General features: G+C 68.4%; 20 protein-coding genes. 12 read left to right on the top strand and 8 right to left on the bottom strand.

Annotated elements, in window-relative coordinates; translation table 11 throughout:
• The 3 genes from QZV84_RS06550 to QZV84_RS06540 all read right to left on the bottom strand — a co-directional run.
• A partial coding sequence (locus tag QZV84_RS06550; RefSeq protein WP_292827108.1) for a biotin/lipoyl-containing protein occupies nt 1-795 on the bottom strand: 795 nt, incomplete at its 3' end.
• A gap of 74 nt (nt 796-869) precedes the next feature.
• The gene (gene lpdA / locus QZV84_RS06545; RefSeq protein WP_292827105.1) at nt 870-2243 is read right to left on the bottom strand and encodes a dihydrolipoyl dehydrogenase; all 1374 of its coding nucleotides are present in this window, start codon (nt 2241-2243) and stop codon (nt 870-872) included.
• Nucleotides 2240-3808, bottom strand: coding sequence for a leucyl aminopeptidase (locus QZV84_RS06540; RefSeq protein WP_292827102.1), 1569 nt, complete (start codon nt 3806-3808; stop codon nt 2240-2242). Before QZV84_RS06540 ends, lpdA begins: the two co-directional genes overlap by 4 nt.
• A gap of 94 nt (nt 3809-3902) precedes the next feature.
• On the opposite strand from QZV84_RS06540, the gene QZV84_RS06535 reads away from it, so the two are divergent.
• From QZV84_RS06535 to QZV84_RS06525, 3 genes are all read left to right on the top strand, one after another.
• On the top strand, nt 3903-4826 hold the full coding sequence (locus tag QZV84_RS06535; RefSeq protein WP_292827099.1) for a PAC2 family protein: 924 nt from the start codon (nt 3903-3905) through the stop codon (nt 4824-4826).
• A 218-nt stretch (nt 4827-5044) separates the two neighbouring features.
• The gene (locus tag QZV84_RS06530; protein WP_292827096.1) at nt 5045-6469 is read left to right on the top strand and encodes an RNA polymerase sigma factor; all 1425 of its coding nucleotides are present in this window, start codon (nt 5045-5047) and stop codon (nt 6467-6469) included.
• Entirely contained in the window at nt 6469-7164 is a 696-nt protein-coding gene (locus QZV84_RS06525; protein ID WP_292827093.1) for a coenzyme F420-0:L-glutamate ligase, read from the top strand. The genes QZV84_RS06530 and QZV84_RS06525 overlap by 1 nt, the downstream gene beginning before the upstream one ends.
• Here the strand turns inward: QZV84_RS06525 and QZV84_RS06520 are convergent.
• Complete coding sequence (locus QZV84_RS06520) at nt 7161-8183, bottom strand: sugar-transfer associated ATP-grasp domain-containing protein (protein ID WP_292827090.1); 1023 nt, start codon at nt 8181-8183, stop codon at nt 7161-7163. The two genes, QZV84_RS06525 and QZV84_RS06520, sit on opposite strands and share 4 nt — an antisense overlap.
• A 65-nt stretch (nt 8184-8248) precedes the next feature.
• On the opposite strand from QZV84_RS06520, the gene QZV84_RS06515 reads away from it, so the two are divergent.
• On the top strand, nt 8249-8977 hold the full coding sequence (locus tag QZV84_RS06515; protein WP_292827087.1) for an alanine racemase C-terminal domain-containing protein: 729 nt from the start codon (nt 8249-8251) through the stop codon (nt 8975-8977).
• A complete protein-coding gene (locus tag QZV84_RS06510; RefSeq protein WP_292827084.1) occupies nt 8974-10017 on the top strand; it encodes an alanine racemase in 1044 nt (347 codons plus the stop codon). Before QZV84_RS06515 ends, QZV84_RS06510 begins: the two co-directional genes overlap by 4 nt.
• On the opposite strand, the gene QZV84_RS06505 is transcribed toward QZV84_RS06510, so the two are convergent.
• Nucleotides 10018-10239, bottom strand: a complete 222-nt coding sequence (locus QZV84_RS06505) for a hypothetical protein (protein WP_292827081.1) — start codon at nt 10237-10239, stop codon at nt 10018-10020.
• Between the two features lie 180 nt (nt 10240-10419).
• Here QZV84_RS06505 and QZV84_RS06500 point away from each other — a divergent pair, with 180 nt between their 5' ends.
• Nucleotides 10420-12513, top strand: a complete 2094-nt coding sequence (locus tag QZV84_RS06500) for a DNA topoisomerase IV subunit B (RefSeq protein WP_292827078.1) — start codon at nt 10420-10422, stop codon at nt 12511-12513.
• 14 nt (nt 12514-12527) lie between these two features.
• Here QZV84_RS06500 and QZV84_RS06495 read toward each other — a convergent pair whose 3' ends face one another.
• The gene (locus QZV84_RS06495) at nt 12528-14981 is read right to left on the bottom strand and encodes a DNA topoisomerase IV subunit A (RefSeq protein ID WP_292827074.1); all 2454 of its coding nucleotides are present in this window, start codon (nt 14979-14981) and stop codon (nt 12528-12530) included.
• Between the two features lie 77 nt (nt 14982-15058).
• Here QZV84_RS06495 and QZV84_RS06490 point away from each other — a divergent pair, with 77 nt between their 5' ends.
• Nucleotides 15059-16183, top strand: a complete 1125-nt coding sequence (locus QZV84_RS06490) for a nucleotide pyrophosphatase/phosphodiesterase family protein (protein ID WP_292827071.1) — start codon at nt 15059-15061, stop codon at nt 16181-16183.
• A 6-nt stretch (nt 16184-16189) separates the two neighbouring features.
• Here the strand turns inward: QZV84_RS06490 and sepH are convergent, their stop codons facing one another.
• Nucleotides 16190-17224, bottom strand: a complete 1035-nt coding sequence (gene sepH / locus QZV84_RS06485) for a septation protein SepH (RefSeq protein ID WP_292827068.1) — start codon at nt 17222-17224, stop codon at nt 16190-16192.
• A 210-nt stretch (nt 17225-17434) separates the two neighbouring features.
• On the opposite strand from sepH, the gene QZV84_RS06480 reads away from it, so the two are divergent.
• Nucleotides 17435-17728, top strand: coding sequence for a DUF4193 domain-containing protein (locus tag QZV84_RS06480; RefSeq protein ID WP_292827065.1), 294 nt, complete (start codon nt 17435-17437; stop codon nt 17726-17728).
• On the opposite strand, the gene QZV84_RS06475 is transcribed toward QZV84_RS06480, so the two are convergent.
• Nucleotides 17703-18188: a DUF3093 domain-containing protein gene (locus tag QZV84_RS06475; protein WP_363331891.1), complete on the bottom strand. Its 486-nt coding sequence runs from the start codon at nt 18186-18188 to the stop codon at nt 17703-17705. The two genes, QZV84_RS06480 and QZV84_RS06475, sit on opposite strands and share 26 nt — an antisense overlap.
• A 24-nt stretch (nt 18189-18212) precedes the next feature.
• On the opposite strand from QZV84_RS06475, the gene dut reads away from it, so the two are divergent.
• The 4 genes from dut to acnA all read left to right on the top strand — a co-directional run bounded on the left by dut (nt 18213) and on the right by acnA (nt 23034).
• Nucleotides 18213-18659: a dUTP diphosphatase gene (gene dut / locus QZV84_RS06470; protein ID WP_292827061.1), complete on the top strand. Its 447-nt coding sequence runs from the start codon at nt 18213-18215 to the stop codon at nt 18657-18659.
• Nucleotides 18660-18724: 65 nt separating this feature from the next.
• Entirely contained in the window at nt 18725-19324 is a 600-nt protein-coding gene (locus QZV84_RS06465) for a DUF3710 domain-containing protein (protein ID WP_292827059.1), read from the top strand.
• Nucleotides 19325-19374: 50 nt separating this feature from the next.
• A complete protein-coding gene (locus QZV84_RS06460) occupies nt 19375-20085 on the top strand; it encodes a DUF3159 domain-containing protein (RefSeq protein WP_292827128.1) in 711 nt (236 codons plus the stop codon).
• A gap of 138 nt (nt 20086-20223) precedes the next feature.
• Nucleotides 20224-23034 (top strand): aconitate hydratase AcnA, encoded by a 2811-nt coding sequence (gene acnA / locus QZV84_RS06455; protein ID WP_292827057.1) that lies wholly within the window; start codon nt 20224-20226, stop codon nt 23032-23034.
• Nucleotides 23035-23110 lie beyond the last annotated feature (76 nt).

Genomic DNA, 23110 nt, shown 5'->3' with positions numbered 1-23110 from the left:
CTCCTGCGCGGGCGGAGCCTCCTGCGCGGGCGGAGCCTCCTGCGCGGGCGGAGCCTCCTGCGCGGGCGGAGCCACCTCCGCGACAGGCGCCACCTCCGCGACAGGTGCAACGGCAGATGATTCCGCGGGGGCGGCGACGCTGTCGCCGATGCGCGCGAGCGGCGAGCCGACGGCGACCGTCTCATCCTCCTGGATGAAGATCTGCTGCAGCACGCCCGCGAAGGGCGAGGGGATCTCGGTGTCGACCTTGTCGGTCGAGATCTCGAGCAGCGCCTCGTCGACCTCGACCGTGTCGCCGATATTCTTGAGCCAGCGCGTGACGGTGCCCTCGGTGACGCTCTCGCCGAGTTCGGGAAGCACGACGTCCTTGCCGTCGGGCGCCCCGCCCGCAGCCGGGGCCTCGGCAACAGGGGCACCCGCAGGCGGTGCCTCCGCAGCGGGCGCCTCGGACTCGGCAGACGCGGGTTCCGGGGCGAAGCCCTCGGTCGAGGGCGCCTCGGGCGCGGTCGCGACATGCTCGGCAGTGTCGGGGGCTTCATCCGACGCCGAGGCGGACCCGACCTCGCCGATCTTCGCCAGCACAGCACCGACCTCGACGGTCTCGTCCTCCTGGACGAAGATCTCCTCGATCACGCCGCTCACCGGCGATGGAATCTCGGTGTCGACCTTGTCGGTCGAGATCTCGAGCAGTCCTTCGTCCGCCTCCACGGTGTCGCCGACCTTCTTGAGCCAGCGGGTGACCGTTCCCTCGGTGACGCTCTCGCCGAGCGCGGGGAGGACCACAGAAGTGCTCATGTGCATGACTCCTTCAGAATGCCGATGTCGCTTTCCAGCTTAGTGATGCTGTCGTCGTAGCGCGTCGGCGCGCGTCAGAGCGCATGCAGGGGCTTTCCCGCGAGTGCGAGGAACGCTTCGCCGAGCGCTTCGCTCTGGGTGGGGTGCGCATGGATGAACGGTGCGATGTCCTCGGGGTGTGCTTCCCACGCGACTGCGAGCTGCCCCTCGGTGATCAGCTCGCCGACGCGATCGCCGACCAGATGCACGCCGAGGACCGGACCCTCCTTCAGCCTGACGACCTTCACGAGCCCCGAAGTGCCGATGATCTCGCTCTTGCCATTGCCCGCGAGGTTGTACTCGTACGAGACGACCTCTGCAGCGCCGTTCGCTTCTACGGCCTGGGCTTCGGTCAGACCGACCGAGGCCACCTCCGGGTGGCTGTAGGTCACCTTGGGGATCTGCGAGTCGGGGACCAGCACCGGCCGCAGGCCCGCGATCTCCTCAGCGACGAAGATCCCCTGCTGGAATCCGCGGTGCGCCAGCTGGAGGCCGGCGACGATGTCACCCACAGCCCAGACGTGCTCGGCGCTCGTGCGCAGGCGCTCGTCGATGGTGACGAAGCCGCGATCGAGCGTGACGCCATTCTCCTCGAAGCCGAGTCCGGCGGTCACCGGGCCGCGGCCGACGGCCACCAGAAGGTAGTCGGCCTCGTAGGTCGAGCCGTTCTCGAGCGTCACTGTGACGGCATCCGCGCTCTGCGACACACCGGCCACGCGCACGCCGAGGGACGAGGCGATGCCGCGTCGACGGAATGCCCGCTCGAGCGCCTTGCTCATCGTCACGTCCTCGTTCGGGACGAGATGGTCGAGAGCTTCCACGACCGTCACGTCCACGCCGAACGAGCGCCACACGCTGGCGAATTCGACGCCGATCACACCACCGCCGAGGATGACGATCCGCTGGGGGATCTCGGCCAGATCAAGGGCATGCTCGCTGGTGAGGACCCGCCCTCCGATCTCGAGACCGGGCAGCGTCCGGCTGTACGAGCCGGTCGCAAGGATGACGTCCGCTCCACGGTACAGATCGTCGCCGACGCGCACCGCCGGACCCGCCTCGAGCATGCCCTCGCCGGCGACGACGGTGATCCCGCGCGCCCTGATGAGCCCCTCGAGCCCCTTGTACTTCTTGGCTACGATGCCTTCCCGGTAGGCGCGCACACCGTCCGGGTCGATGCCGTCGAACGTGGCGCGGATGCCGATGACGGCGGCATCCCGGGCGACATCCGCGACCTCGGCTGCGTGCAGCAGCGCCTTCGTGGGGATGCAGCCGCGGTGCAGGCAGGTTCCGCCGACCTTATCCTTCTCTATGAGGGCGACCGACCTGCCCAGCTCCGCAGCCCGCAATGCCGCGGCATATCCACCGCTGCCACCACCGAGCACGACGATATCGAATTGGTGATCTGTCATGGGGTCTCCTCACCCTCTGGGGCTCCGCCCCAGACCCCCGGCTCGCTGACGCGCGCCCCCTCCGGGGCTCCGCCCCAGACCCCCGGCTCGCTGACGCGCGCCCCGGCGACGAAGCGGATGAGCGACCGGACGGTCGCTCCCGTGGGGCCTTTATCGGTGAACCCATAGCCGCCGCCCTTGTTCATTCCGACTCCGGCGATATCCAGATGAACCCAGGGGATTCGCGGCGCCTCCGCCTCGTCCGACACGCGACCGACGAAGTGGCGCAGAAACAGACCGGCGAAGAGCGAGCCGCCGGCCGAGTCGCCGATCTTGGCGTTCTGCAGGTCGGCGATGGGGGAGTCGAGCTCATCCACCATGTGGGCCGGAAGCGGCAGCTGCCAGGCGAGCTCGCCGGTCTCCGCGGAGGCCGCGAGATACTCGGCGACGGCAGCGTCCTCGCCCATCACCCCGGCATGCCGCGTACCCAGGGCAGTCGAGATCGCGCCCGTCAGGGTGGCGACGTCCACGATCACATCCGGGTGCTCCCGGCTTGCGGCCACGAGACCGTCGGCGAGCACGAGCCGCCCCTCGGCATCTGTGTTCAGCACTTCCACCGTCGTCCCGTCGAGCATGCGCAGCACATCGCCGGGGCGGGTCGCTCGACCAGAGGGCATGTTGTCGGCGATGCACAGCCATGCGGTCACGCGCACCGGCAGGCCCTGCGTCGCCACGGCGCGCAGTACGCTGAGCACCGTCGCGGCGCCGCACATGTCGTATTTCATGCCGACCATCGATCCGGCCGGCTTCAGCGACAAGCCGCCGGTGTCGAACGTGATGCCCTTTCCGACCAGCGCGACATGCCGCACGGCCTCGGCGGGTGCGTACTCGAGCCGGACCAGCCGCGGCGGCCGGTCGGATCCCTGGCCGACACCCAGGATGCCGCCGTAGCCTGCGTCGCGCAGAGCGGTCTCGTCCAGGACTTCGACGGTGACAGGAAGCCCCTCTACGGACTCGACGGCGCGTTCGGCGAAATCAGCCGGTCCCAGCCATTCCGCCGGGGTCGCGACCAGGTCCTTCACGAGTGCGACGGCGTCCGCTGCGGCGAGGACCGCGGCCAGTTCGTCGGCGGGCGGCTCCTGCGGACCGTGGACGATGACAGTGCTCGCGCGCGCCCTGGGGGACTCGGTCTTGTAGCCCTCGAAACGGTAGCCGCCGAGGGTCGCACCCTCCGCCGCCGCGCGCCACAGGCCGACGTCGTCGGCGACGACCGCGACGCTCACGGTCGCATAGCCGGTCAGAAGACGGATGCCGGCGCCCACCGCGTCACGGACGGCCGCGGCATCCGGATTCGCGCCTGTGCCGACGACGGCCAGCGGAAGCAGGGTGATGTCGGGCGCATAGACCCGCTGGAACGATGCCAGACCGCCGGTGAAACCGGTGCCGGCGAGTGCGTCGCGCAGTCCCGGCCAGGCTGCCAGCGTGGGCGCGTCGTCACGATCGAGCGGAGGCAGGGCCAGCAGGATGGCGTCGGCTTCGGATTCCTGAACGGGGGCGGCGCTGAACACGAGATCGGGAAACGGCATGACCTCCATCCTAGGTATGCCGCCCTTTGCCGTGTTCGCTGTGAGCGGGATGCGCGAGGTCTGCTCCGACGGGCGCGACTCGTAGCATGGGGGCATGGCTCTTTCCGCTCCGCTCTACGAGCGTGTGGCATCCGCGCCGCCGATCCCACGGGGACTCCCGCTCATCATCGCGCTCACGGGTTTCACCGACGCCGGGAGCGCGGTCAGCCGCATGGTCGATTACTTCCGCAATGGTCTCGAGCCCACCCCGGTGGCGGTGTTCTCGAACGATGTGCTGCTGGATTATCGCGCCCGCCGGCCGCTGATCTCGTTCGAACAGGATCACCTCACCGACTACCGGCCGCCGCGACTCGAGCTCTCCTTCGCGCACGACTCGCTCGGGCAGCCCTTTCTCCTTCTCGCCGGCTATGAGCCCGATTTCGCTTGGGACGCGTTCGCCGACGCGGTGCTCGACTTCGCCGCAGCCTACGACGTGCATTCGGTGACGTGGGTGCATGCCATCCCCATGCCCGTTCCGCACACACGACCGATCGGCACGACGGTGAGCGGAACGCGCAAAGAGCTGACCACGGCCCATTCGGTATGGCAGCCGCACACGCAGGTTCCGGCCACCGCGGGTCACCTCCTCGAATACCGCTTCGCAGAGGCCGGCGCGCTCGTCGTCGGCTTCGTCCTGCTCATTCCGCACTACCTGGGTGACACAGAGTACCCGGCGGGCGCGATGGCCGGCCTCGACAGTCTGACGGTGGCGACCGGCCTGGTCTTCGCCGGCGATGAACTCCGCGAGGAGAACCGAGAGTACCTCACGAAGGTCGAAGAGCAGGTCGCCGGCAGCGACGAGCTCTCCCGCATGGTGCAGGGCCTGGAAGAGCGATACGACTCCTACATGGCGGGGTCCACGCTCGCGACTCCGATCATCCACACGGGCGATCTTCCCAGCGCGGATGAGCTCGCAGCCGAGCTGGAGCGCTTCCTCGCGAATCGGCCGTCGGGCGACGACGAGAAGCGTGGAGCCTGACCTCGGCGGAATTCCCATCCCCGCCCGGGTGTTGTTCCAGATGTGTCCATTGCGCACGTCGGATGTGCGCGACGGATGTGCGACAATGGATGACCTGACCCGTTGTCAACCGACTCTGCGAGCATTTCTCAGCAGAGTGGGGACTTGACAAGGGTCTTACTAGTGTCCGAAATCTACCGGAGGGCGTGCGACACGCGTCCGACGGTGAAAGGCGAACCGTGACCTCAGGCACGAAGACCACAAACCGCGCGACCGGCGCGAAGGACACCGCGGCAGACTCCTCCGCGGTCGAGCCCGCGACGATCGTCGCGAAGAAGACCGTGACGAAGCCGGCCACCGACAAGACCACGGCGGCCAAGACGACGACCAAGACCGCGGTGGCCCCGAAGGCGGTGGCGAAGCCGACCAAGGCGCGCACCACTCCCGCGACCGACGACGACTCAGAGGACCTCGCGGACGAGGTCGAGATCGACGATGTCATCGAGCTCGACGGCGTCGTCGTGGAACTCGACATCAGCGACGACGACGAGAAGCCCAAGGCGACTCGGAGTCGGGCCAAAGCGGCCCCCGCCGCGGAGCCCGAAGGGGAGGCGTCCGAGTCCGAAGAAGAGGACGACGACGAAGAGGACACCAAGCCGGCGTTCTCGGAGCCGCTTCCGACCGGAGCGATCGTCATCTCGTCGACCGACGAAGACGACGTGCCCGTCTACTCGACGATGATCACCGGCGCGACGGCCGACCCGGTCAAGGACTACCTGAAGCAGATCGGCAAGGTGCCGCTGCTGAACGCGGCCGAAGAGGTCGAGCTGGCGATGCGGATCGAGGCGGGTCTGTTCGCCGAAGAGAAGCTCTCGCACATGACCCCCGCCGAGAAGTCCCACCAGACCGGGCTCGACCTGCAGTGGGTCGCCCGCGATGGTCAGCGCGCCAAGAGCCACCTGCTCGGCGCGAACCTGCGTCTGGTCGTCTCTCTCGCCAAGCGCTACACCGGCCGAGGCATGCAGTTTCTGGATCTCATCCAAGAGGGGAACCTCGGCCTGATCCGCGCGGTCGAGAAGTTCGACTACACCAAGGGCTTCAAGTTCTCGACGTACGCGACGTGGTGGATCCGCCAGGCGATCACCCGCGCCATGGCCGACCAGGCGCGCACGATCCGCATCCCCGTCCACATGGTCGAGGTCATCAACAAGCTCGCCCGCGTGCAGCGGCAGATGCTGCAGGACCTGGGCCGCGAGCCCACGCCCGAGGAGCTCAGCCGCGAGCTCGACATGACCCCCGAGAAGGTCATCGAGGTGCAGAAGTACGGGCGCGAGCCCATCTCGCTGCACACTCCCCTCGGCGAGGACGGCGACAGTGAGTTCGGCGACCTCATCGAGGACACCGAGGCGGTCGTGCCGGCCGATGCGGTGGGCTTCACGATGCTGCAGCGTCAGCTCGAATCGCTCTTGGACTCGCTCTCGGAGCGCGAGGCGGGCGTGATCCGCATGCGCTTCGGCCTCGGTGACGGCCAGCCCAAGACGCTCGACCAGATCGGCGACACGTTCGGGGTCACCCGTGAGCGGATCCGTCAGATCGAATCCAAGACGATGGCGAAGCTGCGCCACCCGTCGCGCTCGCAGTCGCTGCGCGACTATCTCGAGTGATGGCCGAGGCCAACGCCGGCAAGGCGCTCACGGTCGAGGTCGACGGCGCGAAGTACTCCCGCATCCCCATCCGAACGCGTGTCGTGATGCCCGGTGACGACCTCGACGCGTTCATCCGCGAGTACGCGACCGGTGTGGTCGCGCCGGGCGACACCTTGTTCGTGACCGAGAAGATCGTCGCGATCACGCAGCGCCGCTCCTACCTGGTCGAGGAGATCCGGCCCCGCCGGCTCGCGATCTTCCTCTCGAAGTTCGTGGTGCGCACGCCGTACGGAATCGGACTCGGCATGCCCGAGACCATGGAGATGGCGCTGCGCGAGTGCGGCACGATCCGCATCCTGTTCGCCGCAGCAGTGTCGGCCGTCACGAAGCTCTTCGGCCGCAAGGGCGACTTCTACCGCATCGCCGGCGATAAGGCCCGCGCGATCGACGGCCCGACCAGCGGAACGATCCCCCCGTACAACAAGGCGGTCGTGCTCGGTCCCGAGCGCCCGCGTGAGGTCGCGCGCCACATCAAAGAGCTGATCGGCGGGTCGGCCGAGGTCGCCGTCGTCGACATCAACGACCTGGGCGGCAACATCCTCGGCTCAACGCTCGACAAGGCCGGCGAGAAGCGACTCGTGGCGATCCTCAAGGACAACCCGCTCGGCCAGGGCCACCAGTCGACGCCGCTGGGCGTCGTCCGAGCCGCCTAGAATCCGATCGCTTCGCGGTACCGCGCTTTGTGCCCGGTGCGGATGCCGGTGGCGCTGGGCTTGTTTTCGTACACGCCCGCGCCCCAGTTTCCCTCGACGAGCACAGGACCGTCAGGCGTCACCACGACATCCCAGCCCACGTACTGCACCTGGGGCACGACGCGCGCGACGCGGTCGATGAATGCACGAACATCGTCCATCATCGGCAGCTGGAACTCGCCGATGACGAACCCCGAGTCGGGGTGCTTCTCGTACACGTGCCCGTGCGAGTCGTATCCGGGACCGACCGCATGGCCGCTCTCGTCGAGCATCGTGTAGAAGCCGCCGAACGTCATCTGATCGCTGACCGCGCCGCGCCCGAACTTCTGGGCCATCGCGAGGATGTGGGCTCGCTCGCCATCGAAGAACGCCGTGATGCGGGTGGTGTTGACCGTTCCGGAGCAAACGTCGGCGAGATCGGGATGCTGGACGATGACCTCTTCGATGAGCAGCTCTCCGCGCTCGAGCAGGCCCTCGTGGAAGGCATCCCAATCATCGATCTCGGCTGCGCGGAAGCGATGCACTCCGGTGCCGGCCTGTCCGACCGGTTCCTTCGTGACGATCGTGCCGTGGCCCTGCGCGAATGCGCGCACGTCGGCCGCATTGCCGGGTTCGACGACCATCCAGTCCCGGTGCAGGTGCTCGCTGAAGACGCGGTCGAACTCGACCTTGTCCTGGAAGATGTACCGGAAATCGGGATGATCGAACTTCTGCGAGAGCTGGTTCGAGACCGGGTGGGTCATGTAGGTGGCCCGCTCGTCGCGGCTCAGGATGGCGAAGTCGTAGTCGATGTAGTCCTGAAAGCCGACGTTGCGCAAGCCCGCCTGCCACAGCATGTCGACGACGATCGCGGGGGTCCACTTGTCATGCTGGGCGGAGGACTGCTTCGCGCGCTCGATGACGGATTTGACGTCGATCCGTCGCGCGCGGCCGGCGAGGTAGCGAAGGCGGGGCGAGAGGCCGAGGCCTTTCTGAGGCATTGATGCTCCGGGGTGGGACGGGATGGGCGGGCGATGGGCAGAGGGCCCCGGATAGTCTAGATGCCGTGACCTTCGGCATCCGCGGGCGCCCGGCACGCGGCCCGGGCATGCCGGGACGCACCGCACCCGCGGCGCGGATCTCGCTCGGCGCACTCGACCTCAATCTGCGTGCCGTCGTCGCCAGCACTCGCAGCGCTGTCGTCGACGTGCGCGCGGACGCCTGGGGCCATGGCGTGAACGTGGTGGCGGGCCGGGCGATCGCGGCGGGTGCCGCGGGCCTGCTCGTCGACGAGCACGCCCGAACGGCCCTGACCGGCGAAGTCGATCCGGCACTGCTTGAGGTGACGGGCGAAGCAACCAAGCCAGAAGCCGTGTACGGACTGACCGCGGGCTTCACACCCGTGCTGAGTCTGCGCGGCACGGTGCTCAGCTTCAAGAGCCTTCGCGCGGGGGAGGGCATCTCCTACGGCTACACGTATCGCGCTCCTCGCGACACCGTGGTCGCCCTGATCACCGGGGGCTATGCGCAGGGGGTGGTGCGCTCTCTCGGCAACGCCGCATCGGTGCTGATCGCAGGCGAGCGGCATCCGATCATCGGACGCGTCGCGATGGATGTCTGCGTGGTCGAGGTCGGGTCGCATGATGCCGTGCACCGCGGGGACGATGTCGTCTTCTTCGGCGAGGGGGCGCCAGGCTCTCCGACACTGGCGGAATGGAGCGCCGCGACCGGTCTGACCCCCGCCGAGCTCGTCACCGCCATCGGACTGCGCAACGACCGGGAGTACGTCGCATGAACGAACCGGAGCTGCGGATCGACCTCGACGACTTCGCCGCGAATCTCACCGTCGTGCGCGCGCACGTCGCTCCGGCACAGCTCATGCTGATCGTCAAGGACGACGCCTACGGGCACGGACTCGAGCAGATCATCCGCCGGGCTGTGGTCGAAGGCATCGGTTGGTTCGGTGCGTTCGATGTGCGCGAATCGCTGCGCGCTCGGCGGGCGGCCGGGCCGCGGGCGCGCGTCTTCTCGTGGCTCACGGTGGGCCGAGACCAGATCGCGGATGCGCTGTCGTCTGACATCGACCTGGGTGTCGGCGACGCCGAGTTCCTCGACGACGTCGCCGCGGTCGCCGGTGCGAGCGAGGAGACGGCGCGGGTTCATCTCAAGATCGACACCGGACTGCACCGAAACGGCATCCGGCCCGAGGACTGGCCCATGGTGGTCGATCGGGCACGTGCGTTCGAGCGGGCGGGACGGATTCGGGTCGTGGGCGTGTGGAGCCACCTCGCCGAGGCGAGCGATCAGGAGGACGACGCTGCGCGCGGCATCTTCGACGAGGCGGTCCGTGCGGCTGAAGACGCCGGTTTCGCGCTCGAGGTGCGTCATCTCGCCGCCAGCGCCGCGTCGTTCGCACGGCCGCAGTTCCGGTACGACCTCGTCCGGGTGGGCGCCTTCTGCTACGGCGTGCGTTCGGCGGGGGGCCCTGCGGAGGCGGATCTCGGAGTCCGTCCCGTCGCCACGCTTCTCGCGCCGGTGACGCACGTCGCCGACCACGCGGTCAGCATCGGTGTGGGCGCCCTGCACGGGTTGCCCTCGTCGCTGGCGCGGCACGCTGTGCTCGCGCCTGCGCAGGGCCGCATCGCCGTCGAGGACATCGGCCCGTTCCACACCACCGTCTCCCCGTGGCCGCACGCCGCCGTCGGCGAAGATGTCACCGTCTTCGGACCGGATGCTGCGTCGGCGACGGATCTCGCCGAGACGATCGGGACGGTGGGCGAGGAGATCCTCGTCCGCGTCTCACCGCTCGTGCCGCGGGTGTACCGCGGCGAGTGATCAGACGGACTCGAGCAGCCGGGCCGTCTCGTCGTGCCAGCTGGTCGCCATCGCGCGCAGCTTCTCTTCGTACTTGCGGCCGTGGTGGGCACAGAACAGCAACTCACTGCCGTTGACCTCGGCCGCGATGTAGGCCTGGGCCCCGCACGAGTCGCAACGATCAAGCGCCGTCAGGCGGTATTCGAGAACGGCGGGCTCGGTGGGGGTGGATAGCGCGGTCATCTCAGGTCCTCCTCGTAAGCGTCGCTCGCATCTCGTTCGCCCTGTCGGGTCCATCACATACAACCACGCGTTCGTTACGAGAATGGCGCGATGGCATGACATTTCGCTCACCGCGTACGCGGATCCGAGACCCGTGTCTGTGCGCGGGGGTGTCGGCATCCGGCGATAATCTTGAGGATTGTGACCTCCGAGTATTCCGCCCATCACCTGCAGGTGCTCGAGGGGCTCGAGGCGGTCCGCAAGCGTCCCGGCATGTACATCGGCTCGACCGATTCCCGGGGTCTCATGCACTGCGTCTGGGAGATCATCGACAACGCGGTCGATGAAGCCCTGGCCGGCAACGGCAAGCGCATCGACATCATCCTGCATGCCGATGCCAGTGTCGAGGTGCACGACACCGGTCGCGGGATCCCGGTCGACATCGAGCCCCGCACGGGGCTGTCAGGGGTCGAGGTCGTCTTCACGAAACTGCACGCCGGCGGCAAGTTCGGCGGGGGTTCCTACGCGGCGTCGGGCGGCCTGCACGGAGTGGGCGCCTCGGTCGTGAACGCTCTGTCCGAGCGGCTCGACGTCGAGGTCGATCGCGGCGGCAAGACCTGGGCGATGTCCTTCCACCGCGGCGAGCCCGGGGTGTTCGCCGACAAGGGCGAGCCGTCACCCGACTCGCCCTTCACGCCCTTCGTGCTGCGCAGCGAGCTGCGCGTGAAGGGCAGAGCCCCGCGCGGGGTCACCGGCACCCGCATCCGGTACTGGGCCGACCGGCAGATCTTCACGAAGGATGCGGCGTTCCAGCTCGATGAGCTCGCCACCCGTGCCCGGCAGACCGCTTTCCTCGTTCCGGGTCTTGAGATCGTCGTGCGCGACCAGCGCCATCAGGAGCACAATGAGACCTCGTTCCGCTTCGACGGCGGCATCTCCGAGTTCGCCGAGTATCTCGCGACGGATGCCGCGATCACCGACACGTGGCGCCTGACCGGCTCCGGCACCTTCACCGAGACCGTTCCCGTGCTGCAGCCGAACGGCGCCATGGTGCCGACCGAACTCGAGCGGGAGTGCCAGGTGGACATCGCCGTGCGGTGGGGGACCGGCTACGACACGATCACCCGCTCTTTCGTGAACATCATCGCGACGCCGAAAGGCGGCACCCACCAGCAGGGCTTCGATCAGGAACTGCTGCGCGTTCTGCGCACCCAGGTGGAGCAGAACGCCCGGCGCCTGAAGGTCGGCCCTGCTTCCGGTGGATTGCCGAAGCTCGAGAAGGACGACGTCATGGCGGGCCTGACCGCCGTGCTGACGGTGCGTCTGCCCGAGCCGCAGTTCGAGGGGCAGACCAAAGAGGTGCTCGGTACGCCGGCCGTGCGTCAGATCGTCACGCAGGTCGTGCGCAAGGAGCTCTCCGCACGGTTCTCCTCGCCCCACCGCGATGACAAGGCCCAGACCGCGCTCCTGCTCGACAAGATCGTCGCCGAGATGAAGGCGCGCATCTCGGCGCGCGCCCACAAAGAGACCCAGCGTCGCAAGAACGCGCTCGAATCCTCATCCCTGCCGGCGAAGCTCGTCGACTGCCGCTCCTCCGACGTCGCGCAGTCCGAGCTGTTCATCGTGGAGGGCGACTCCGCCCTCGGTACCGCCAAGCTTGCGCGAAACAGCGAGTTCCAGGCGCTGCTGCCGATTCGCGGCAAGATCCTGAACGTGCAGAAGGCGTCGGTCAGCGACATGCTGGGCAACGCGGAGTGCGCGTCCATCATCCAGGTGATCGGGGCCGGTTCCGGCCGAACGTTCGACCTGAGCGCCGCGCGGTACGGCAAGGTGATCCTGATGAGCGACGCCGATGTCGACGGCGCGCACATCCGAACGCTGCTGCTCACACTGTTCTTCCGCTACATGCGCCCGCTCATCGAGGACGGTCGTGTGTTCGCGGCAGTGCCGCCTCTGCACCGTGTGATCGTGATGAACCCTGGCACGAAGCCGAACGAGACGATCTACACGTACAGCGAGGACGAGCTGCACACACTGCTGGCCAAGGTCACGAAATCGGGCCGCCGTTGGCACGAGCCCGTCCAGCGGTACAAGGGCCTCGGCGAAATGGATGCCGACCAGCTGGCGACGACCACGATGGATCGGTCGGGGCGGATGCTGCGCCGTGTGCGCCTGCAGGACGCCGAGGTGGCTGGGAGCGTTTTCGAGCTGCTGATGGGCAATGAGGTGGCTCCGCGCCGCGAGTTCATCGTCGAGTCCTCGGATCGGCTGTCCCGTGAGGCGATCGACGCATAGCCGCACGGTCCTGGTCAGACCAGCGTTCCGCCGATCGAGCCGATCGCCGCGTCGAGCGGCTGACCCGAACCATCACGCTTCGCATTCGCCTCCGGCAGCGCGCGCGCAGCGCCGTCCGTGCCCACGGCCCTCGCGTTCGCTGAGCCGACCCAGGCCAGGGTCAGCCGATCTTCGCCCTTGAGGAACGCGTGCGCCCGCACGCCGCCGGTGGCTCTGCCCTTGCCGGGGAACTCCTCGAACCTCGAGACCTTTATGCGCCCCGGATCGATGCCGGGCAGTACGCCCTCGGCTCCCGAGATGGTGACGGCGACGATCTCGCCGCCGCTGTCGACTGCGCCGAAAAAGACGACGCTCGCGTTCGTCGACAGATTCACGCCGGCCATACCGCCGGCGGGCGGACCCTGCGGGCGCACCGCCGAGGCGGCGAAATGCAGCAGCCGCGCGTCGCTCGTGACGAACACGACCTCCGCGGTGTCAGACGCCGCCGCCGCGCCCACGACGGCATCGCCCGGCTTGAGCCCGATGATCTCGAGTTCGGGCTTGGGCGGCAGCGTGGCGGGCACGATCCGCTTGACCACGCCCTGGCGGGTGCCGAGCGCGAGCGGGGTGGTGTCGTCGAACCGGATGAGCGCGAGGACGCGCTCGCTCTTGTCGGTGATCCCCAGGTAGTCGCGCAGGATCACCCCGGCGGCCAGCTGCACCGAGGCCGGCGGCACGGAGGGCAGGTCGACCGGGGAGAACCGCAGCACGCGGCCCGCGGTCGTGACCGCTCCGAGCTCGCCGCGGCTGGTCGATGCCGCGGTCGCCTGGACGGCGTCATGCTTGCTGCGGCGCGCGGGAGCCGCCAGCTCCTGCCCTTCGACCAGGTCGACCCGCACCGCGCGCCCGGTCGTGGAGAGCACGACGACCGTCGGCGCGTCCGCGATCTGCAGGTCGGGTGCGGGGGCGCCGCGCGTGGGGCGGGGAGCTGCAGGCTTGGCATTCATCAGCAGCGTGCGCCGCGGCGTCCCGTACGCATCGGAGGCGGCCTCGAGCTCGCGGGCGACCTGCGCGCGGATCAGCGCCTCACTGCCGAGCAGCTGCTCGAGCTCGGCGATTTCCGCCGTGAGGGCGTCGCGCTCGCTCTCGAGCTCGATGCGGGAGAACCTGGTGAGGCGGCGCAGTCGCAGTTCGAGGATGTACTCTGCCTGCACTTCGCTGAGGTCGAAGACATCGCGCAGCCGTGCGCGGGCCTGCTCGCTGTCGTCGGAGGTGCGGATGACCTGGATGACCTCGTCGATGTCGAGGATCGCCACCAGGAGTCCCTCCACCAGGTGAAGACGCTCCCGGCGCCGCGCGAGCCGGAAGCGGCTGCGCCGCGTGACGACCTGGATGCGGTGGTCGATGTAGACCCGGAGCAGCTCTTTGAGGCCCAGTGTCTGGGGCTGTCCCTCGACGAGCGCGACGTTGTTGATGCTGAACGAGTCCTCGAGCGGGGTCAGCCGGTACAGCTGGTCCAGCACGGCCTGCGGGTCGAACCCGGTCTTGATGCCGATCACGAGACGCAGGCCGTGGTTGCGATCGGTCAGGTCGGTGACATCGGCGATGCCGGTCAGGCGCTTGGCCTGGACCGCATCCTTGATCTTCTCGATGACCCGCTCGGGGCCCACCTGATAGGGCAGCTCAGTCACGACCAGACCGGTGCGACGGGGACCGAGCGACTCGACCGAGACCTTGCCGCGCACCTTGAACGCGCCGCGCCCTCGCGTGTACGCGTCCTTGACGCCTTCCAGGCCCATCACGATGCCACCGGAGGGAAAGTCGGGCCCGGGCACGAAGTCCATCAGCTCTTCGACGGTCGCCTCGGGGTGGTCCAGCAGATGGATCGCGGCGGAGACGACTTCAATGAGGTTGTGCGGCGCCATGTTGGTGGCCATGCCGACGGCGATGCCGGTCGCCCCGTTCACCAGGAGGTTCGGGTAGGCAGCCGGGAGGACGGCGGGCTGCTGAAACTGCCCGTCGTAGTTCGGGATGAAGTCGACGACATCCTCGTCGAGGTTCTCGGTGAGGGCGAGCGCCGCCGGCGCCAGGCGTGCCTCCGTGTACCGCGGCGCGGCGGGGCCGTCGTCGAGCGACCCGAAGTTGCCGTGGCCGTCCACGAGCGGTACGCGCAGGGAGAACGACTGCGCGAGACGGACGAGCGCATCGTAGATGGGCGCATCGCCGTGGGGATGCAGCTTGCCCATGACCTCGCCGACGACACGAGCGCTCTTCACGTGACCGCGGTCGGGGCGCAGCCCCATGTCGGCCATCTGGTAAAGGATGCGGCGCTGGACGGGCTTCAGTCCGTCGCGCGCATCGGGCAGCGCGCGCGAGTAGATGACCGAGTAGGCGTACTCGAGGAAGGACCCCTGCATCTCGGTCGAGACGTCGACGTCTTCGATGCGCTCCTCTGCGTCGGGAGAGGAATCGGTGGGCGCTGCGGGCATAGCGATCTGGCCTCGGGTGACGGCGTCTGTGGGAGCGGTCGGGGAGCGGTTCCCGCGGGTGTGCGAGACTGGCCCCGATGTCCCTCAGCCTACCCGCGGAGCCGCCGCGAGCCCGGAGCCTCACCGGTGTCGTTCCCCAGATGCTCGCAGCTCTGGACGGCACATCGCAGTGGTTCGCGCCGGCCCGGAGTGCGATCGTCCTCGTCGTCGACGGGCTGGGCGCCCACAACCTCGCGGCGCGCTCGGGCCACGCCCGGTTCCTCTCGTCCGCCGGGTCCAAGAGGGACCTCGTCCGCACGGTCTTCCCTTCGACGACGGCGTCCGCCCTGACGAGTCTGCTGACCGGGGCCGCGCCCGGCGAGCACGGCATCGTCGGCTATCGCGCCCTCGTTCCGGACACCGACGAGGTCCTCAATCAGCTGCGGGGATGGGACACCGACGGCCTGGACCCGTCATTTCAGCGCGCACAGCCGCTCACCGAGCGATGGGCCACCTCCGGGCGACCCTGCTTCATCGTGTCGGAGCCCGAGTACGCGGGCACCGGATTCACGCACGCGACGATGCGCGGCGCGCAGTTCGTCGCCGCACCGGACATCGCCGAGCGCGTGCGCGTCGCCGCCGACCTCGCGGTGCGGCATCCGGGTGCATTCATCTACGTCTACTCACCCGCCCTCGACGCGATCGGCCACAAGCGCGGCTGGCAGTCCGGCGAGTGGGTCGCCGAGCTGGAGCGGGTGGATGCCGCGACTCGTGCGCTTGCGGGCGCGCTCGCACCCGGCACGGGCGCGCTCGTCACCGCGGACCACGGGATGATCGATGTTCCCCGCCACCGCCATGTGCTCTTGGAGGAGGGAAGCGACCTCCTCGACGGTGTCCGTCACATCGGCGGCGAGCCGCGGATGCTGCACCTCTACGCCGAGAACGGCGCTGGAGCGGACCTGCTGGCCCGATGGCAGAACGCAGAGGCCTCCCGATCCTGGGTGCTGTCCCGCGACGAGGCGGTGGCGGCGCACCTGTTCGGGCCGGTGGCCTCGCCCGTGCTTCCGCGCATCGGCGACGTGATCGTCGCCGCGCGGTCGGGCATCGCCTACTACGACGATCGGCTGGACGACAAGGGCGCCCAGCGCATGGTCGGCCAGCACGGCTCCCTCACGAACGAGGAGCGCACCGTTCCGCTGATCCGCCTGGGGGCATTCGCCTGAGCCTCCTCAGTCGTCGGTGCGGGCTCCGAACACGATCTCATCCCACGACGGCATCGAGGTGCGGCCCTTGCGCCGCCCAGACGCCTCGGCGGCCGCGGCCTGCGCGATCTCGCTCTCCGTCTCGTCGTGGAGGTCGCGCGGAGTCTCGTCGTAGCCCGGCTCGAGCGCATCGAACAGCGCGACGGGGGCGTGATTGCGCGTGGGCGCCAGCTCCTCAGATCCGGGGAGTGGTTCGCGCTGACCGCGCCGACGTCGCAGCGCCTCCAGCAGATCCGCCGTCTCGGACGAGGTGACTGCGGGCGCGCTGGCCCGCTTCATCGCCGCCTCCTGCACGGCAGGTGCGACCGGCTCCCGAAGATCGGGCGACTCGAGGTCGGCATCCGGCATGCGCCGCGGGCCGAACGCACCGCTGTCGAAACGCGTGTCGTCCTTCGCGGAGGCAGAATCGAGCGCACGCAGGCGGGGGATAAGGCCTTCCGGGAGCGAACCCTGCCGCGAGAGCTGAATCGCGTCGGCGTTCAGCGGCGACAGGGTGCTGCGACGTGGATCGAACCCCCAGCGCGCATCATGATCCACCTGATTCGCGGAGAACTCGAGCTTGACGACCCAGCCGGTCGGTTCCTTCCAGCTCGTCCAGCGTTCGCCGGAGGCGCCGGCCTCGGCCAGCTTGGCGCGCACGGCGCCGCCGAATGTCGGGTGCACGTCGGGATCGAGTTCGGCGCCGAGCAGAACGGGCACCGCGAGGGCCTGGCTGACGACGTGTTCGCGCTCGGCCAGCACAGGTCCCTCGAAGCGGGCGACATCCTCGACGCGCGCGCCGAGAAGAGCCGCGACCTCGTCGGCCGACATTCCGGCGCGGATGTGCATCTGGATCTCTCGCGGGCTCGGGCGAACGACCTGCGGGTCGCCGTCGCGATCCCTGCGCGCCTTGCGCAACTCGATGCGCAACACGTCGTCGACGGCCAGTGAGAACCGATCACCCGACTCGGTGACCAGGACGAGGACATCGTCTTCGGTTCCGATGATTTTGAGCTGTTCCATGCGAAACGCCCCTCCGATCCAGCGGTTGCGCCCATGTTGTCACAGGGGTCGCCTCGTGCCGGGAATATCCGGCGCGCGCCGCGAGTTTCACGGCAGCGCGGGCCCCGGACCAATCGCGCATTTGCGAAAAGGGTTCAGGTCATGCAAACTATCGCCGCCCGACAGGGTCAGCGCACCACCTATATTCCCCGGAAGTTGAGACTTTTACGCATGGCCACGGATTACGACGCCCCCCGCAAGACCGAAGACGACAGCGAGTCGATCGAGGCTCTGAAGGAGCGCGTGCCCGACAAGCTGTCGGGCTCCGTCGACGTGGAGGACGCGGACAACCCCTCGGGTTTCGAACTGCCCGGGGCGGACCTGTCCGACCTCGAGCTGGACGTCGTGGTGCTGCCCGCGCAGGAAGACGAGTTCACGTGCGTGAACTGCTTCCTGGTCAAGCACCGCTCGCAGCTGGACCACGAGGACGCCGGTGGACCTATCTGCTCGGAGTGCGCGGCGTAGCCTGCGCCCTACGCAGGGCTGCGGCAAGCCGGTCCGGAGTCCTCGTGGAGATCACCCATGATGGCGCGGGATCGTCGGGGTCGGTGATCGCGACGATGACGATACCGTCGATCCCACCGCGGATCACATGCCACGAGCGAGGCTGAAGTCCCGGTCCGCGTGCGTGCCGCGCCTCCTCGCCGGTGAGCACGACGACCTCACCCGTGAAGGCCACGTCGATGTGGGCGCGACCCGCCGTGAGCACACCATCACTTATCGCCACGGTAGGGGAGCCGGCGATGAGGAACGCCACGATCGCGACGCCGACAACCGCTCCGGCGACCAGCGCGAGTGTGGTGTCGATCGGCGCCACCACCAGCGCCGCCATCGGGGCGGCGACAGCCGCGCTCACGATCACCCAGAGCGACGGGCTCAGCCGCTCGCGGTAGAGGACGGCGGCACCGCTACGGATACTGCTCACTGTCTTCTGCATTACCCTCGTTGCGTGATGGAAACTGTGGACGTCCTCATTATCGCCCCCGACGTTCCGGCTTATGCGCATCCCGGCGACGCAGGGGCCGATCTCGTCTCCGCCGAGGCCCTGCGACTGGAACCCGGGGAGCGCGCGCTCGTCCGCACCGGGGTGCGCATCGCGCTCCCGGACGGCTACGTCGCCTTCGTGGTGCCGCGCAGCGGTCTGGCCACCAAGCACGGGATCACGATCGTCAACAGTCCCGGCACGGTCGACGCGGGGTACCGTGGCGAGCTCAAGGTGACGCTCCTGAACACCGATGCCCGCGAGCCATACGAAATCGGAATCGGAGACCGCATCGCACAGCTGATCGTCATGCCGGTGTCGCGCGCCAACTTCATTCCGGTCGAGCAGCTTCCCGACAGCGCCCGCGGGGACGGCGGATTCGGCTCGACGGGTTACCACGGGGGCGCGGCGTAGCCGCCGACGAGCGTCCTCGAGGGGATCTCCCCGCGACCGAAAAGACCAAGGAACGGAGCGCAGGAATGACCGACGCAACACCCACGGACGCACCGCTGCCCGACGCCCCTGAAGACCGGGCGACAGCGGGACCCTTCGACGAGTCCGAGGCGAACCCGGTCCGGCCCTACATCGACCTCGGCGGGATCAAGATACTGCCGCGCGACGGACTCAACCTGCGACTGGAGGTTGAGGAGCAGACCAAGCGGATCGTCGCGGTCGGCCTCGACTACGTCGACTCCACGCTGCAGGTGCAGCCGTTCGCGGCGCCTCGCACCATCGGCCTGTGGGAGGAGACGCGCGAGCAGATCCGCGCGCAGATCCGCCAGCAGGGCGGACGCGTCGAGGAGCGCGAGGGTCCGCTCGGACCGGAACTCCTGGCCGAGGTGCCCGTCGTTGCGGCCGCGGACGGTGCGGCCGGCAAGCGGCTGGCGCGATTCGTGGGCGTGGACGGACCGCGCTGGTTCCTGCGCGGCGTGATCGGCGGCGCGGCCACCGCCGACGTGGATGCCGCCGCCCAGGTCGAGGACCTGTTCCGGTCGATCGTCGTGGTGCGCGGCGGCACACCGATGCCCCCTCGCGATCTCATTCCGCTGCGGATGCCCTCGACCCCGGGCGCAGCGTGACCGGCGCCCCGCCTGCGGGCTCCGATCGTGAGCCGGATCCGGCCCCCTCCCTGACACCGCCGCCGTCGGCATCCGCGCTGGTGGGGGCCGCGCTGGGCGAGGCGGCCAAGCGCGCCGGCCTTGATCCGGCGGAGGACGCACCGACCGGGCATGTGGTGTGGCGTGCCATGGGCGGCTGGCGCGGCATCCTCGAATCCGTCCTGCCGAGCCTCGTCTTCGTCGTTGTCTTCACGGTCACATACGACCGCACCACGCAGACCGGCAATCTGTGGCTGTCGCTGGGCCTGTCGGTCGGGCTGGCCGCCGTCTTCACCATCATCCGGCTCGTCACCAAGTCGCCGCCGGCTGCGGCGATCGGCGGCCTGGTCGCGACCGCCGGTGCCGCGGCCCTGGCTCTGTTCACCGGCCGCGGGCAGGACAACTTCGTCTTCGGCTTCGTCACGAACGCCGTCTACGGCACCGCGCTCCTCGTCTCGGCCCTGATCGGGTGGTCCCTGATCGGGCTTGCGGTGGGGTTCCTGATGAGCGAAGGAACGCGCTGGCGCGCCGACAAGCGCAAGCGACGGGTGTTCTTCTGGCTCGCGATCTCGTGGGCGGGACTGTTCGCGTTCCGCCTCGCCGTGCAGCTGCCGCTCTACTTCTCCGGTGACGTCACCGCGCTGGGCACCCTGAAGCTGATCATGGGACTTCCGCTGTTCGCGCCGCTCGTCGCCGTCACCTGGCTCGCCGTGAGGGCACTCTATTCCCCCTCGGCGAGGTGATACATTTATCTTGATATCAAGATAAAAACATCCCCTCCGAACAGTTAGGCCAACCTCACTAGCCACTGCGTCCGGGGACAGGGAAGATGGGGAGTGCCGGGCCGTGCGCCCGCTCCGCCGCCGACGAAGGAGACACACGTGTCCACGGTTGACAGCTTCGGTGCCAAGAGCACCCTGACAGTCGGCAGCACCGACTACGAGATCTTCCGCATCGACTCCGTGCCCGGTTATGAGAAGCTCCCGTTCAGCCTGAAGGTGCTGCTGGAGAACCTGCTCCGCACCGAGGACGGCGCGAACGTCACGAGGGCGCAGATCGAGGCACTCGGATCGTGGGATGCCGCTGCCGAGCCCGACACCGAGATCCAGTTCACCCCGGCCCGTGTCGTCATGCAGGACTTCACCGGTGTGCCCTGCATCGTCGATCTCGCGACGATGCGCGAAGCGGTCGAGGCGCTCGGGGGAGACCCGAAGCGCATCAACCCGCTCTCCCCGGCAGAGATGGTCATCGACCACTCCGTCATCGCCGACCTGTTCGGCACCGAGAACGCTCTCGAGCGCAACGTCGAGATCGAGTACGAGCGCAACGGCGAGCGGTACCAGTTCCTGCGCTGGGGTCAGACCGCGTTCGACGATTTCAAGGTCGTCCCGCCCGGCACCGGCATCGTGCACCAGGTCAACATCGAGCACCTGGCGAAGGTCATCTACGACCGCAGCGTCGACGGCGTGCTGCGCGCCTACCCCGACACGTGCGTCGGCACCGACTCGCACACCACGATGGTCAACGGACTCGGCGTCCTCGGCTGGGGCGTCGGCGGAATCGAAGCCGAGGCGGCGATGCTCGGCCAGCCCGTGTCGATGCTCATCCCCAAGGTCGTCGGCTTCAAGCTCTCCGGCGCCATCCCGACCGGCGTCACCGCGACCGATGTCGTGCTCACGATCACGGAGATGCTGCGAAAGCACGGCGTCGTCGGCAAGTTCGTCGAGTTCTACGGCGAAGGCGTCGCCTCTGTGCCGCTGGCCAACCGCGCGACGATCGGCAACATGAGCCCCGAGTTCGGCTCGACCGCGGCGATGTTCCCCATCGACGCGGTGACGATCGACTACCTGCGCCTCACCGGTCGTGACGAGCAGCAGCTCGCGCTGGTCGAGGCGTACGCCAAGCTGCAGAAGCTCTGGCACGACGCCGGCGAGGAGCCCGTGTACAGCGAGTACCTCGAACTCGACCTGTCCACCGTGGTGCCCTCGATCGCCGGGCCGAAGCGGCCACAGGACCGGATCATCCTCGCGAATGCGAAGACCCAGTTCGCGAGCGACCTGACCAACTACGCCGACGTCGAGCACGACCTCGTCGACCTGGAAGGCTCCGAGTCGTTCCCGGCATCCGACCCGCCGTCGAACTCACCCGAAGACGAATACAACACCCATGAGCACCACGACCACAGCCACGCTCCCGCCAAGGGGTCCAAGCCGACGCCGGTGATCATGCCCGACGGCGAGAAGTTCACTCTCGACCACGGCGCCGTCACGATCGCCGCGATCACCTCGTGCACCAACACCTCGAACCCCTCCGTCATGCTCGCCGCGGGGCTCCTCGCCCGCAACGCGGTCAAGAAGGGCCTCAAGGCCAAGCCGTGGGTCAAGACGACCCTCGCCCCCGGGTCGAAGGTCGTCACCGACTACTACGAGAAGGCCGGACTGACCCAGGACCTCGAAGACCTCGGCTTCTACACGGTGGGCTACGGCTGCACGACCTGCATCGGCAACTCCGGCCCCCTCATCGAAGAGGTCTCGGCGGCGATCCAGCAGAACGACCTCGCGGTAACCGCCGTCCTCTCCGGAAACCGCAACTTCGAGGGGCGGATCAACCCCGACGTCAAGATGAACTACCTCGCCAGCCCGCCGCTGGTGATCGCGTACTCGCTGGCCGGTTCGATGAACTTCGACTTCGAGACGGATCCGCTCGGACAGGACCAGGCCGGAAACGACGTGTTCCTGAAGGACATCTGGCCGGATGCCGCAGAGGTGCAGTCCACGATCGACTCGTCGATCAACAAGGACATGTTCACGCATCAGTACGCGAGCGTGTTCGAAGGTGACGAGCGATGGAGGACCCTGCCCACCCCGACCGGTGACGTGTTCGAGTGGGATGCCGACTCGACGTACGTGCGCAAGCCCCCGTACTTCGATGGCATGACCATGGAGCTGAGTCCGGTCACCGACATCGTCGGCGCCAGGGTCCTGGCCACGCTCGGCGACTCTGTCACCACCGACCACATCAGCCCGGCCGGCAACATCAAGGCCGACAGCCCGGCCGGACAGTATCTCGATGCCCACGGGGTGAGCCGCAAAGACTACAACTCCTACGGTTCCCGTCGCGGCAACCACGAGGTCATGATCCGCGGGACTTTCGCGAACATCCGCCTCAAGAACCAGCTGCTGGACGGTGTCGAAGGCGGCTACACGCGCGACTTCACCCAGGAGGGCGGACCGCGGTCGTTCATCTACGATGCGAGCCAGAACTACCAGGCCGGCGGCATACCGCTCGTCATCTTCGGCGGCAAGGAGTATGGCTCCGGATCGTCACGCGACTGGGCGGCCAAGGGAACGAGCCTGCTGGGCGTCAAGGCCGTCATCACCGAGAGCTTCGAGCGCATCCACCGCTCGAACCTGATCGGCATGGGCGTGGTGCCGCTGCAGTTCCCCGCCGGGGCCACCTGGGCCTCGCTCGGTCTGGACGGCACCGAGATCGTCTCCGTCTCGGGGCTCGGGCAGCTCAACGAGGGCGTCACGCCCAAGACCGTGCACGTCACGGCGGCGCCGAGCGAGTTCTCGGAGCCCGGCAAGGCCACGATCGAGTTCGACGCGGTCGTTCGCATCGATACGCCCGGTGAAGCGGACTACTACCGCAATGGCGGCATCCTTCAGTACGTGCTGCGCTCGCTCGTCTGAGAACTGCGACGAAGGGGCCGGGCCAGAGCGCCCCGCCCCTTCGTCGTATCCGCCGCAGGTAGACTTGCCAGGCCCA

It is taken from the genome of Microbacterium sp. (genome assembly GCF_011620715.1).
GTDB lineage: Bacteria > Actinomycetota > Actinomycetes > Actinomycetales > Microbacteriaceae > Microbacterium.
The sequence above is the reverse complement of the archived record's forward strand: the minus strand, read 5'-3'. Positions and strand labels throughout refer to the sequence as shown.